At 55.7% G+C, this 13,519-nt stretch carries 7 protein-coding genes; 5 read left to right on the forward strand and 2 right to left on the reverse strand.

The genetic code is table 11. The features are described 5' to 3' along the window. The first annotated feature begins 159 nt into the window (after nt 1-159). From Poly21_RS03865 to Poly21_RS03880, 4 genes are read left to right on the forward strand one after another with little or no spacing between them, the layout of a single operon-like run. Complete coding sequence (locus Poly21_RS03865; RefSeq protein ID WP_146405664.1) at nt 160-1,167, forward strand: PhoH family protein; 1,008 nt, start codon at nt 160-162, stop codon at nt 1,165-1,167. Between the two features lie 19 nt (nt 1,168-1,186). Beyond that, nucleotides 1,187-3,613, forward strand: a complete 2,427-nt coding sequence (locus Poly21_RS03870) for an HD family phosphohydrolase (protein ID WP_146405665.1) — start codon at nt 1,187-1,189, stop codon at nt 3,611-3,613. A gap of 31 nt (nt 3,614-3,644) precedes the next feature. Continuing rightward, a complete protein-coding gene (gene ybeY, locus Poly21_RS03875; protein WP_146405666.1) occupies nt 3,645-4,121 on the forward strand; it encodes an rRNA maturation RNase YbeY in 477 nt (158 codons plus the stop codon). Further along, nucleotides 4,118-5,395 carry a hemolysin family protein gene (locus Poly21_RS03880; RefSeq protein WP_146405667.1) on the forward strand — a complete coding sequence of 426 codons (1,278 nt, stop codon included), beginning with the start codon at nt 4,118-4,120 and terminating at the stop codon, nt 5,393-5,395. The genes ybeY and Poly21_RS03880 overlap by 4 nt, the downstream gene beginning before the upstream one ends. 140 nt (nt 5,396-5,535) lie before the next feature. On the opposite strand, the gene Poly21_RS03885 is transcribed toward Poly21_RS03880, so the two are convergent. Further along, the gene (locus Poly21_RS03885; RefSeq protein ID WP_146405668.1) at nt 5,536-7,179 is read right to left on the reverse strand and encodes a glucose 1-dehydrogenase; all 1,644 of its coding nucleotides are present in this window, start codon (nt 7,177-7,179) and stop codon (nt 5,536-5,538) included. A 349-nt stretch (nt 7,180-7,528) separates the two neighbouring features. Here Poly21_RS03885 and Poly21_RS03890 point away from each other — a divergent pair, with 349 nt between their 5' ends. Then, complete coding sequence (locus Poly21_RS03890; RefSeq protein ID WP_302117444.1) at nt 7,529-8,578, forward strand: methyltransferase; 1,050 nt, start codon at nt 7,529-7,531, stop codon at nt 8,576-8,578. Nucleotides 8,579-8,709: 131 nt separating this feature from the next. Here the strand turns inward: Poly21_RS03890 and Poly21_RS03895 are convergent, their stop codons facing one another. Next, complete coding sequence (locus Poly21_RS03895; RefSeq protein ID WP_302117446.1) at nt 8,710-13,287, reverse strand: aryl-sulfate sulfotransferase; 4,578 nt, start codon at nt 13,285-13,287, stop codon at nt 8,710-8,712. Between the last annotated feature and the right edge of the window lie 232 nt (nt 13,288-13,519).

Below are 13,519 nucleotides of genomic sequence, written 5' to 3' on the forward strand. Positions count from 1 at the left end.
TTTACCCCAGCATTGGGTTAAAATGCTGTCATTCCCCTAAGAAGATTCGACGAGATGGCTGGCAAGTGGCTAGAATCTCGGCTGCATTCGTATACGCCTCTGTGAGTTTGTTGCGATCAACGATTCCTGTCTCCCACTCTTTGTTTTGTGAAGCCCGTCATGCACGAAGCCACTCTTTCAACGGCGGGCCCCGATGAAGTCTTGATGTTGTTCGGTCCGCGTGACCAGCACGTTCGGAAGCTGCGTCGACTTTTTGGAGTTGATATCACTCATCGCGATGGTCGTGTCCGTGTCGCTGGCGAAGAACCCAAGGTCGCCGCCGCAGTCCGCGCTCTCGAGCGACTTCGCGTGATTGCGCGAAAGAAAAACGGATTGTCCGTGGGCGACATCGAGACGGCCGCGACGGAGGAAGGCGCGACGATTGAAAATGGTGAACCGGCGCGCCCGAGTAGCGAGGCGATCAACATCCAACATGCCGGCCGGAAAATTGTCCCGCGGACGCCTGGTCAAGCAAAATATGTCGACACAATTCGATCGCACGACCTGACTTTTGCGACTGGTCCGGCTGGTTGTGGGAAAACCTATCTCGCCGTAGCCACCGCAGTCGAAGCATACAAAGCGGGCCAGGTTCGGAAAATTGTGTTGGTCCGGCCCGCCGTTGAGGCTGGCGAAAGCCTCGGATTTCTACCTGGGGATCTGCGAGCCAAACTGAACCCATACCTACGCCCGTTGATGGACGCCTTGGGCGAAATGGTGGATTACGATCAAGCTCGTGGGTTGATGGAACAGGATCTCATTGAAATCATTCCATTGGCTTACATGCGCGGCCGCACGCTCAATGATGCCTTCATTATTCTCGATGAGGCGCAGAATACGACGGTGGCGCAAATGAAAATGTTCCTCACCCGATTGGGTGAGCGTAGCAAGATGGTAGTTAGTGGTGATACGACCCAATTGGACTTACCACGTGGGGTACGGAGCGGTCTGCGCGACGCTCTGTACCGGCTCAACAAGATCAACGGGATTGGCGTGATCCGATTGGGGGCACGGGATATCGTACGCCACCGGTTGGTGCAATCAATTGTCGAGGCCTACGAAGCGTCGGAACGCCGCGAAGAACTGGGGGAGGTTCTCACCTTCGACGGCGCTGCTGAGCACCAGCCTTGAGCGGATTGGAACGACCATCATGAGCACAGCTAAAACCCAGCGCGCTGGTAAAGAACGCATCGAGTCACTCGGAATTCCGAAACCGAAGTGGGCGACGTGGTGGAATAAGAGCGACAAAAGCAATCTCGCAATTCGCTATGCCCTAGCGATTGCGGCGGCCGCTGCGCTGCTCTTACTGTGTCGAACTTGGCAGCCTGCTTTCGCATACCGTCTGGGTGCCATTCCAGCCCGCGATATGCTGACGCGGGTTACCTTCCAGATCCCCGATCGCGTGGCCACAGACGATCAGCGAGAACGCAAACGACGCGAGGTGCTGACGCTCTATCGAAACGATCCCAATCGACTCGATCAACTCCGCGAAGCACTGCGCAACCAGTTGTTCTCCATTCTGGGCGCGTCCTCGTATGAACAGCTGGGGGACAAGGAGCAAGGGGCACTCAAAGAGTTTCGTGAAGCCAGTGAGGTGTTACCCGCTGGGGCCGCAACTGCCCCTAAGGCCGCGACCGCTCAGCAGCCCCCTGCCATTGCGACACCTGCAGAGCGGTTTGCGTTGCTCAAGCGTGTCTTTAGCAAGGATCCGGAGTTGAAGGAGCTCGATGCAGCTCTCGATATTTCCACCAAGGATTTGTACACCAACGGTGTCTTGCAAGCCCCTCAGCACTCGCCCGAGCAGGGGTCCCAACGCATGATCCGCGTCTTTGAGGGGACGAAGACCGACAACGCCGTGCCTGTGGAACTGAGTAAGGTGCGGATCGCGGAATCCGCTCGAGAACTCAACACGCAGTTGAAAGACCAGTTCCGTACTCGTTTTCCCAGCAAAGAGGGACAAGCCGACGAGGGCCAACTCGCCGCTGCCATGATTGGCAATTGGTTGCGAGACAAGCTGCCAGACTATGAAACGCTCTCCTACGATGACGAGCTCAGTCAGGTCGCTCGCGAGAAGGCTGCCGACGCCGTCGAGACGGTGCAGATGACGTTTTATTCGGGCCAGTCCAAACTTGCTGACGCTGGAAAACCATTGTCCGGCCGTGAACTTGCTCACTTGCGTAGCGAATGGGCAACCCTCGTTGAGAACATGCCACCGTTTGATCAAATCGCACGTGTTCTCGCATACGCGGGGATGATCATCGCCCTGTACTTGCTGTGTGGTTCTTACATTTGGTTTGTTGACGATCGAACCATCCTGACCGATCTCCGCAAGTTGTCTCGGCTACTCGCTTTGGCCGTCGTCACGATCGTGTTGAGCTATTACGCGTCGCGTGACGATTGGCGTGCCGAATTGGTTCCCCTGGTGCTGGCCTCGATCACCGCTGCAGTCGTGTACGGACGCGATTTCGCCTTGCTGCTGATGGCCGCCGCGAGTCTGAGCGTGACATTGCTACTCGGAGCGGACCTTTCAAATTTCGTAGTCATGATGGCAGCGTGCACTTCCTGCACGTTGTTGACCGGCCGAATTCACAGTCGCACGCACTTAATTACCGTCGCAATTCTGTCCGCCGTTATCACCATGCTGACGACCATCGGTGTTGGCATCGTGGCGGGGCAAACGCTATCGTCGGGTGGCCCTGGTGACACGATCGAACCAATTTTCTTTGGTGGTCCACTGCAACTTGTGTTGACTGGCTTGATCAGTGAAGCGGGGTGGGCGGGGCTGTGCATTGTCGTATCGGCCCTGGCCATGACCGGATTGCTTCCGCTGGTTGAAAAAACATTCGGTGTGCAAACCGACTTGTCCTTGCTCGAGCTCAGCGATGCCAGTCACCCGCTCCTTCGTCGATTAGCGCAGCGCGCACCGGGCACTTACAATCACTCGATCAATGTTGCCTCGATTGCCGAATCCGCTGCCGATGCGATTGGTGCCAATGGCCTGTTGGTACGCGTGGGAGCGTATTTCCACGACATCGGAAAAATGTTCAAACCCGAGTATTTCATCGAAAACCAGAGTGCAGGGATCAACCAACATGATTCGTTGCAACCTGCAATGAGCACGCTCGTCATCATTGCACACGTGAAAGATGGTGCCGATCTCGCCCGCAATCACCACCTTCCTGAGCCGATCATCGATTTCATTCTGCAGCACCATGGGACGACGCTCGTCGAGTACTTCTATCGCGAAGCGGCGCGGCGCAGTGAAGAGGATCCCAACCGAGAATCCGTCAGTGATAAGGACTTTCGATACCCCGGTCCTAAACCGCAGACTCTCGAAGCGGCGGTGTTGATGTTGGCCGATACGGTCGAGAGCGCCTCGCGCACTCTCGTCGATCCCACCCCGGCCCGCATCTCGAATCTCGTTGACGCCATCGCCCAAAAGAAAGTTGCTGACGGCCAATTTGATGAGTGCGGTTTGACGTTCTCGCAACTCCATCGGGTACGACAGAGCTTAGTCAAATCGTTAACGGCGATTTATCATGCTCGCGTCAAATACCCTGGCCAACAATCTGCATGAGTACGATGACGTTGTCTGAGTTTTCCCCGAAATGAGTGAAATCGAAGTCATTATTGATCCCGATGTTCGCGAACGTGTGCGCGAGTGTTCGATTGCGAGTCACCCAATCAATGGGCGATCGATCGAGTCTGCAGTGCGGGCAGCGGCGTCGGTGGGCGGATGTGATGATTGCCGTGTGGGTGTGCGAGTCACAAACGACAAGGTGATTCATCAAATTAACCGCGACTTTCTTGATCATGATTTCCCGACCGATGTAATTAGCTTCCCGTACGAGCTGACTCCTCCAATGGTAGAAGGGGAATTGGTGGTTAGCATTGACACGGCGATCGCGCAGGCTCCCGACGCTGGTTGGTCGATCGCCGAAGAACTCCTCCTGTACGTGATTCACGGCACACTGCATTTGGTCGGCTTCGATGACATCGCTGATGCGGATCGCGCCGCCATGCGGAATGCCGAATCCAAAGCACTTTCTCTTCTTTTCCCTCGCTCCGATTCCTTGACCGCATGACTCATCTTCCTCTCTGGGTCGCAGTGGCCTGGACGATCTTCGGGTTCCTTTTGGGAAGCATCGGTGGCCTTGGCGTTGAGTTGATTGACGGGTTCGCAGGTCGATCGTTCGAAGTCTATTGCCGGGTAAAGAAGAACCGTGACCGCTTCGGCTCGGTGCTGGATCATCAAGATGCTGCGATCAGTGGCAGTGACTATCTCCGCATGATCGGAACGGTCCTGTTCTTGATGTTTGGCACCATCGCTGTGATCGACTATTTCGGTGAGGGGACGCAAACACTCGTCGCTTGGGGAATGGTTGCTGGCGTACTGATGATGTTAACTCATCTGTGGTTGCCTGCCGCCGTCACCCGCTTCACATCAGCACCACTTCTGTACTACACGTGGCCATTCTGGTTAACGTTGTCGATCGCCATGCGGCCGTTGCACGCCCCTGGCGAGGTACTCGAAATCATGACCCGCCGGCTCACTGGAAAGATCGAGACAGACGATGAGGATGAAGAGCAACTCGAAGATGAGATAAGGACAATCGTGGCTGCGGGTACTCGTGAGGGCTATTTCGGGCCGGGAGTGCGTGAAATGATTCAGGGCGTGATGGAACTGCACGAGGACACGGTCGGCCATATCATGACCCCACGTGGGAATGTTGAGGCAATCGATGCAACCTGCTCTTGGCAGGATGCGTTTGCAAAAATCATCGCCAGTGCACGTACACGGTATCCTGTTTATCAGGACACCATCGACAACGTCGTGGGGATTTTGTTCGTCAAGGACCTGTTGCCGTTTCTCGTCTCTGACTCCATGCCCGAGCAGCCTATCCAGGAACTGTGCCGCAAACCATGGTCAGTTCCAAAGGACCGCAGTGTGGAATCGCTGCTCCGTGAGTTTCTCCATAACCGTTCGCATATGGCGATTGTCGTTGATGAGTTTGGTCAAACGGCGGGCGTCGTTACCATCGAAGATGCCCTGGAGGAGATCGTCGGCGAGATCGTGGACGAATCGGACGAGGAAGAGGAGTACGAGATTCGCATCATCGATGACAACGTCATTGAGGTCGATGGCAGGGTAATGATCGATGATTTGAACGAACTTATTCACTGGGATATTCCCGAGAGCGAGGACTACGAAACCATCGCGGGCTGGGTGCTCTACAACACTGGGGCGATCCCGGACGCCGGAAGCATGCTCATGCTCGGTGATTTAGAAATCGAGATTCTGCGAGCCAGTAATCGCAAGATCGAATCGATGCAGCTCCGGCGAGGTGGTGCCGCCTAACTCGAGCAGACGCGCATTACACAGCCTGAACCCGTGTGACAGTTCTGCACGAGCCTGCTCCATTCGGTCATCGCTGGTCATCGCTGGTCATCGCTGGTCATCGCGACGACGCGAGCGAGGCTTGCTCTCAGGTGAGATTATCAGCGCATCTCGCTCATGCCCGGCACCGAGAGCTGCGCGCCGTTATGATCGGGAGTGATGTTCAATAGGTAAGGAACCGCGACTTTCGCCCACTCCTCAGGACTTGGATAGCGGGCGGCCGCCTCACCAAATGCGACGTCGAGCGTGTCGGTCTGAACGATACCCGGGTGCAGCGACACCACACACATATGCGGTGGAACCTCCATCGACATCGCTTTGGTAAGCCCTTCGATCGCCCACTTTGATGCGCAATAGGGCGCGACGCGAGGAGCCGCGTCCCGTCCCCACCCTGAACTGAAATTAACAATCACACTCCCTTTCTGCTTCATCATTGCAGGACCGAAATGGCGAATGATATTCGCTGTCCCGCGGACATTGACGTTCAGAATTTCGTTGAGTTCCCGGTCCGTACACCGCCACGTCTGCTGGGTTGGGCCCAGGATGGCAGCATTGTTGAGTAGCAGATTTGGTGCACCGAGGTGTGTAAGAGTCTGTGAAGCCCATTGCTGTACCTTGTCGTCATCGACCACATCGAGGACGGCGAAGGAATGAGCATCACCGAACTCGGCCTGCAAATTTGCCACTGCCGCTGGGTCTCTCGCACAACCGACCACGATGTGTCCGCGGCGTGCGAACTCTTGGCACATGGCCCGCCCCAGCCCGCGACTGACGCCGGTGATCAGCACGACCTTTGGCACTTCTCGAGAGGCTGGTCGCGAATCATCGGCGGCAACTGCCGGAAACTGTTGCGGCGAGGTCATCCCGGGTTCCTCGACACGCGCTCCGTCATCAAAGTGCCTCACGCCTGCGAGCCTGGCACGTTCGACGATGGCATTGCCGAACGGGTTCTGACCACTGTAAAGGTTCAGCCCCATCGCGCCAGCGCCGCCGTCAACCACGAGCGTTGTTCCGCTAATGAAACGCGAGTCGTCACTCGCAAAGAATGCGAATGCAGGCGCTAAATGCTTCGACTCACCCGCGATAGGAAGGGGCAGGGTCCCTGCCGCAAGGTTCTTCAGGCCTTCAGGATCAACGTTGCGGTGCGTCAGCGGGCTGACCAAGATGCCAGGAACGATCGTGTTGACACGAATATTATGCGCGCCCAATTGCACCGCCGCCGTCTGCGTCAGGGAAACTACGCCAGCCTTCGACGCTGAGTAAGCTGCACCGCCCGCGCCCCCCGACATGGCGGCAATCGATGCAACGTTGATAATCGATCCCCCCTCCCCCTGCCTCATCATGATCCTTGCCGCATGTTTGGTACCTAGGAACACACTGCGCAGATTGACTGCCTGGGTTCGATCCCAATCAGCGACCGAGGTTTCAATGAGCGGTTCGAATGCGCCGCCGGTGCCAGCATTATTGATCATGCAGTCGAGGTGACCAAACTTCTCAATCGTATGCCGAAGCAGGCGGATGATGTCGGATTCCTGCGAGACGTCGCAGAGCACCACGGCCAGACGACCCGCACAGGAGCCTCCCTGGATATGCGCTTCGAGACGCCTCAATGCTGCGAGGTTGATATCGCCGACAACGACCTGGGCACCTTCCTCCAGAAGGCGTTGCACCGCTGCTTCGCCGATACCACTGGCACCGCCAGTGACAACGACGGTACGGCCGCTGAGTCGTTTACAATCTGTCATTGAGGGAGTTTTACGCGTGAAAGTTGACGAGCCGCAAGACGGCGGCGTTCAGAGGCGAGGTCCGCCGCCGAACCCGAGACCTCGACTATTACCTGAGGGCCAGAATAGTCCTCTGACGCTCTATGGGAAGACGCAGGCTCGCGAAAGATCTCCAAACCTTTAACAGCATTTCCCGAAAAAAACGTTGGAGATGCTTTCTAAAAGTTTTGGTCCTACTATTCTGCTAGGCAGTCCCTTTGTCAGCAATCTGTCCATTTTCATCTTAAGAAATCGTCCTGTTTTTCGGATGTCCTGCATAGCAGCACGCAGTGCGTCTGCAAATTTCTCACTGCGACTGGAGAGTTTACTAATGAATTGGCTACGCCGCTGGTTGCAGCGAAAACCCGAAACACTCGCCCAACCCACTTTCCCGCACCTGCACTGGTTGTTGAACAGTACGTGGTTGGCGCAAGCCGTTTACGTCGCTGCGCGGTTGGACATCGCCGAAGAATTGCGAGCGGGGCCGAAATCAGCAGACGTGTTGGCATCGAAGTGCGGCGTCCAGCCCGACGAACTAATGCGAGTTCTGCGGGCGCTAGCGGGGTTTGGAATTTTTTCACGAGACAGCCAAGGACGGTTCTCGCTAACCGAATCTGCTCTACCTCTATTGCACGATAATCCGCACTCAATTCAAGCGTACTCGGAGGTTTGGGGTGTGCAGCTGTATGCTGGAGCGGGACGATTATTGGAACAACTTCGTACAGGTGAGCCCGGTTTCAAACTGCAGCACGGACTGCCTATGTGGCAGCACTACGAAGCCGACGCAGAAGCTGGTGCACTTTTCGATCGCTTTATGAGTGTGACCACAGATGCGCATTGCCGGTTCATTCCGAAGTGGTTCGACTTCTCGAAGTTTCAGCATGTCGTCGATGTAGGTGCTGGTGGCGGCAGCCTGCTATCGACCGTACTGCACTCCAACCCCAAACAGCGTGGCACCTGGTATGACCGGGCCGAGGTGCTCCCACTGGCGCAAGAGCGAATCGAAAAAGAAGGACTCGGGTCGCGCTGCGAACTGATCGCTGGCGACTTTTTGCAGAGTGTGCCTGCGGGCGGAGATCTGTATCTGATCAAACACGTTCTCCATGACTGGGAAGACAGCATGGCGACGAGAATTGTTGCGAACATCGCCGAGGCGATGTCGAAAGACTCGAAGCTTCTTATCATCGGTGGATTGCTCGACGAAACGAACAACCGAGATGGTTTATGCAAACTTCGCGATCTCGAGCAGATGTTTTGGACCGGCGGACGCGTCCGCACCCGCAGTGATTTTGAACGCTTGCTCCACCCCGCGGGGATGCACATTACCGCGACGACGCAGACCCCCATCGTGGATGTCTGCATCATCGAAGTTTCTAAATAGCTCCTCCGGCCTGTTATCTCCCGCCGCTTCGTGATTATGCCACGTCGTGACCACGCCGCTTGGCGTGACCACGCCGCTTGGCGTGACGACGACACGGGGCGCAGTGGGTGGAAAGAAATTGCATGACGGGCTCAGACCGAAAGCGTCTCACCAATCCGTTCGTCCCGCCAATCCAAGGTTTCATCGTCCTGCTGAGAATGGACGGAGTCAACGGTCATCGGCCATGCCGCCTCCTCCTCTGCCTCATGTTGCGATTGATTATTCAGATCGTTGATCACACGCAGCGCGTCAATGGCGGTAACATCACCATCGCCGCTCGTATCGAGCGTGACATCTTGAGTGAGGATCGAATCGAGAATCGCCTGAGCCTTCTCCATCTCAGGAACACTGTTGAGGAAATTGATGATTTGCAAAGCATCGAGCGCGGTGACGACACCATCTCCGTTCACATCCGTTGCACTACGGTTGACGTCAAGTGCGCCGAGGGATTCGATTGCTTGCGGGTCTCCAAAAATGGATAGGCTGACCAACGAACTCTGCGGCTGCCAGTCCGATGGCTCCACTGTGAAATTCCTTGGTTCCGCCGAAGCAACATTTCCGGGCGAGATCAAGAAGGTTTGTTTCGAAGCCAACACACCGTCATTGGCCGTGAGTGTGACCCGCACGGGTTGAGCGAAGGCCGACGAAGCGGTTATCAAGAGGTTAGTACCACTGAGCTGAGTCGTGAGCGCTGGCGCCGGCAGAGTCGCCTCGTGCAACAACGCGGGGTTGTCGTAGAATGGAACCCCGAGACTCGCGACAAATTCACCCGTCAGTGACGAGGGTGTCGACGCAGCCACGTTACCGGTAAAGCGGTACAGGTCTCCGCTCGTCGTGAGATAGTACCAGCGTGAAGGATCGACGCCCGTGGGATCAAACAGATACTTCTCGTCACTACCACGGAAATTTCGGTAGTAGGCAGGAAAACTCCCGGTAGCGGGCTGCGTAAGGTTGAGGGCGGCATTGAGTTCACCCGCCAAGGATGTCGCGGTAGCTGTTATCGTAACTTGATCGAGGGGGGTGTCCGGATCGGTAATGTCCAGCGGGACCGTCGTCGATGCTCCAGGAGCCAGAGCCTGGTTGCCGATAGCCGCGATCACTGGTGATTTCGGCGTCGTGAACACGACTTGAAACGATTCGGAGTCGGATGTCTGACCGTCACTGACGACGACACTTATTTGGGCATTGCCAACAAAGCCAGACGCCGCCCTTACTTTGAGAACAGGACTGCTCCCAGCGGTGATCGATGCACTCACCGGCTGCACAGTCGTACCGGGCAACAGGAGCGAGGGGTCCTGATACGCTGCGGGGGTGAAATTACCGATCAATACCCCCGTCAGAGACGACGGCGAGTGGGAGGCGACATCCCCTGTGAAGCGATAGAAATCGCCATTGGGAAGAATGTAGTACCATCGGTTGGGATGGACGCCGCTGGGGTTGAGCAAATAACGCTCTTGGGAGCCACGGAAATTTTCGTAGTATTTCGCTGCTGCGCCGGTATTGGGAACTGTGAGCGGGATGTTGGGCTTCGGAACTGTCCCTTCGACGTTCACCGACACACTGTACGACAGCGAGTCTGCACCGGTATCAGGGTCCGTGACAATGAGTGGAACATTCAGCTCAACGCCAGCGGCAATGGATTGATTGTCAATCGGGCTCAGCTCAGGCGTTTCACCGGGCGGCGTGGCCAGTACTGTCACTTCAAAAGTTAAGCTGACGTCGTAGTCCGCGTCGCTAACGGTCACCGTAACTGGGTGTACACCGACATAGGACTCGGACGCTGTGATCGACAATTGATTGACGGGGATCCCTAGGAACTGGAATTCGAAAGGGACTGCTGTGGCAATTGGATCAGTCAATAACGCTGGGTTCGCATAGGCTTCCACACCGACGTTGGCAAGGAACTCACCCGTCAAGGATGCCGGCGATGAGGACAAGACATTTCCTGTGAAGCGGTACAAATCACCGTTGGGCAATATGTAGAACCACTGATTCGCCAACGGCGCTGCCGGGTTGGTTACATACTTCTCAGCGGAACCGCGGAAATTCAGGTAGTAGTTCGCGGGCACAGGTTTCGAAAAACCCCAGCGTTCATCGAGCTTTGCCAATAATGATTCTGCGTTAGCTTCAAACTGCAGTTCCTCGGCAGGGGTGTCTGAATCGCTAAAGCTGAGATCGATGGTCGTGCTTTGACCCGCAACGAGAGTAATCGGATCGATGGGATCGATCGAAGGACGCTCTCCCGGCTGAACATTCACCTGGAAAACTTGATACCGTTCGATGGCACCATCGGTCACGGTCACGGTGACTGGGATCGTACCGATAAAGTCGGACGATGGCGTAACCTCGACTTTGGCGGGGGCTCCACCATTGGCTGTCGCGGTAGTCGCGATCCCCGAGGGCTGAGCGGAAACTAACAGTGACGGATTCTGATAAACAGCCGGGTCAAATTTGACGATGAGATCTCCCCGCAGCGCGGAGGCCGCAGGTGAATTCACGTTGCCTGTGAAGCGGTAGAGTTCCCCATTGGGCAATAGGTAGTACCAGCGATCAGAAGCGGTTTTCGCGTCCAAGTTGATGACATAGCGTTCGTTGCTGCCGCGATAATTTTGATGATATGGGAGATCACCGCGCGCGAGGATTGGCGCACTCAAATTCAGTTTTTGGTCAATAATGTATGGCAGTGGATCGGTCTGCACCCGATAGGCCAAATCGGCCGCAGCGGTGTCAGGGTCGGTAACGATAACTTCAATCATCCCGGTCGAACTGCCCCGAGTGATGTTCTGGTTCGCGATCACGTCGATCACAGGGGGAGTATTCGTTCTCCCATAACTTTTCTGATCGACCGGTTCCAAACGTGGATTGAGCAACTCGATGGTTTCGCCCTCGGGCGAAAGATCCCCAGAATAGTTACCCGCAACCAGGAACCCCTGGCCGCCGCCTGGGCCTGTTGTGCGCGTGGCAAATGCCGTCTGACTCTTGGCGACATACAGGACCCCACCCGCAGGGATGACTGTGCCCGGTAAGAACGTGAACTCCACGGCATTGTCGAGCGACCACCCAGAAATATCGACTGCCGATGAGTTTGCGTTTACCAATTCGATGTACTCTTCGTCCTGGTTACCGCTGATCGGTGATACGTCAATGACGCCAATCGAGATCGGCAGACCGCTACGATACAATTCAACCGTGCCACTGGGAGTGATTTCGCGGCCTGCGAACGCCGGATAGTCAGCGGGATAGTGTTCCGCTTTGAACACAAGATTGGCTTGAACCCCCGGTATCCCCAAGACATTCATGCCGGGAACCTGCTGACCTTGATAGAGTGGCCCAGCAGGACTGGTCACTGGATTGATATACTGCCAAACCACCTCGCCATCAGGAGTCGCTTCGACCATCGTTCCCTTGATGCCGTTGGTGATGAGGGTATTTCCATTTTCCAGACGCGTTTGGCCGGAAATGATGGGTGAATAGTACCCCGTCAGCGGCGTGGCAACGTTCCGGTGCACCGGAGTGGCTGGTTTAGCATCCAGATTGTAACTGCCGTCTTCCAAATATGGCAAAATGATCTCATCGACACTGGTGTAGTTTGCACCACCGACACGATCGGTGCCATTGTTGTGGACGATGACATTTCCGGCCCCCGGTTTCCCTTCTTCAATCCACTCGGCATCGTGCTGGTAGAACAATTGTTGTTCGGCGCGAGTTCCTCCGTTATACGCCCGCGGGTTTCCCCAGCGGTACAGTAAATCGCCGCCCTTACCGTAGGTACCACCGGTATGTCCCGCGGCTTCTTCGGTGGTGGTGCTGTGGTCGATGATCCAGAACTCACTGAACTCTCGACTCGAGATCATGATTTGATCGAGCTCAGCGTTGTAGTCGATCCCATTGTTGTGCGTCCAATCAGCCGCATTGGCACCTTTGCCAGGACCTGTCGAGACGTAGTTCAAATCAATCAGCTGAGGATTGTCAGCGACAATCCCGTAGTTTTCTTTCGTTGGATCGTACTGTTGAACCAAGTGGTCCCAAACCTTCCACTCCCACACCACTTCTCCTGTGGTTGGACCAGTTGGCTTCACCTCAGTGATCACGTCGGGAAGTAGATATCCCAAGGAAAGTTTGTTGGGATTGCGACCGGCAGCACGCGACTCGGCTCCTGACCGAAATTCCCATACCATTACCAAAACGTTTCCATTGGGCATGACTTCCAGGTCATGGTGCGACAACTCGGTATTGGTGGAGTACACATACGACCATGTTTTCTCGCCCTCCCAATTAAACTTCTCAATAATCCCTGACGCGCCGGGTGCAGCCAACGTGCCATTCACATTGTCTCGCAATACGCCTCCGCGTACTAAGTCGCCGTCTTCAGTGAGGTATCCCGTCAGTCCCGCGTTGTAGTCACTGTGCCACTGATTAACGACCTGTCCGCGATTATTGATTAAGTAGGAGTCTCGACCCGTTTGCGGCGAGAACAGCGTATACCCGTCGGATGCGCGCGCTTCATCGATTGAGATCAATCCCACCGTGTTTGCGGCGAGAAGCTCGCGGCGTTCGAGCGTCTCGACGCTGAGGCCGCGCTGACGTCGGACCGTCCGCCGCGCTTTCGCAGTTCGTGGAGGATGCGACTGACCATTGCGACGCGACTTAGAAAACGAAAATCGACCCATCGACATGACTCCAATAAAAGTTAAACACGCGCCAAAGCAACTAACCTCGCAAATCCGCGTAAGCTGCGTATACTTGCGACACTGCGAGTTTTAGGGGGAGCGGATTGCCTGTCAACAGGGGGTTTGGCAGTACAGTACACCAATAGTGAACGTCTGTGCCGTTCAAGTGGCCGGTCAGTCCAGAGAATACAAAACGAAGCAGATCGATCGGTTCTCTAGGCCCAATGCCAGG

Origin of the sequence: Allorhodopirellula heiligendammensis (assembly GCF_007860105.1) — a bacterium.
GTDB classification, from domain to species: Bacteria; Planctomycetota; Planctomycetia; order Pirellulales; family Pirellulaceae; genus Rhodopirellula; species Rhodopirellula heiligendammensis.

Bases quoted from the DNA above. Each gene is read 5' to 3' on its own strand.
- Poly21_RS03895 (WP_302117446.1), bottom strand. From the start codon at position 13,287: ATGGGTCGATTTTCGTTTTCTAAGTCGCGTCGCAATGGTCAGTCGCAT.
- Poly21_RS03880 (WP_146405667.1), top strand. From the start codon at position 4,118: ATGACTCATCTTCCTCTCTGGGTCGCAGTGGCCTGGACGATCTTCGGG.
- Poly21_RS03870 (WP_146405665.1), top strand. From the start codon at position 1,187: ATGAGCACAGCTAAAACCCAGCGCGCTGGTAAAGAACGCATCGAGTCA.
- Poly21_RS03890 (WP_302117444.1), top strand. From the start codon at position 7,529: ATGAATTGGCTACGCCGCTGGTTGCAGCGAAAACCCGAAACACTCGCC.
- Poly21_RS03885 (WP_146405668.1), bottom strand. From the start codon at position 7,179: ATGACAGATTGTAAACGACTCAGCGGCCGTACCGTCGTTGTCACTGGC.
- Poly21_RS03865 (WP_146405664.1), top strand. From the start codon at position 160: ATGCACGAAGCCACTCTTTCAACGGCGGGCCCCGATGAAGTCTTGATG.
- ybeY (WP_146405666.1), top strand. From the start codon at position 3,645: ATGAGTGAAATCGAAGTCATTATTGATCCCGATGTTCGCGAACGTGTG.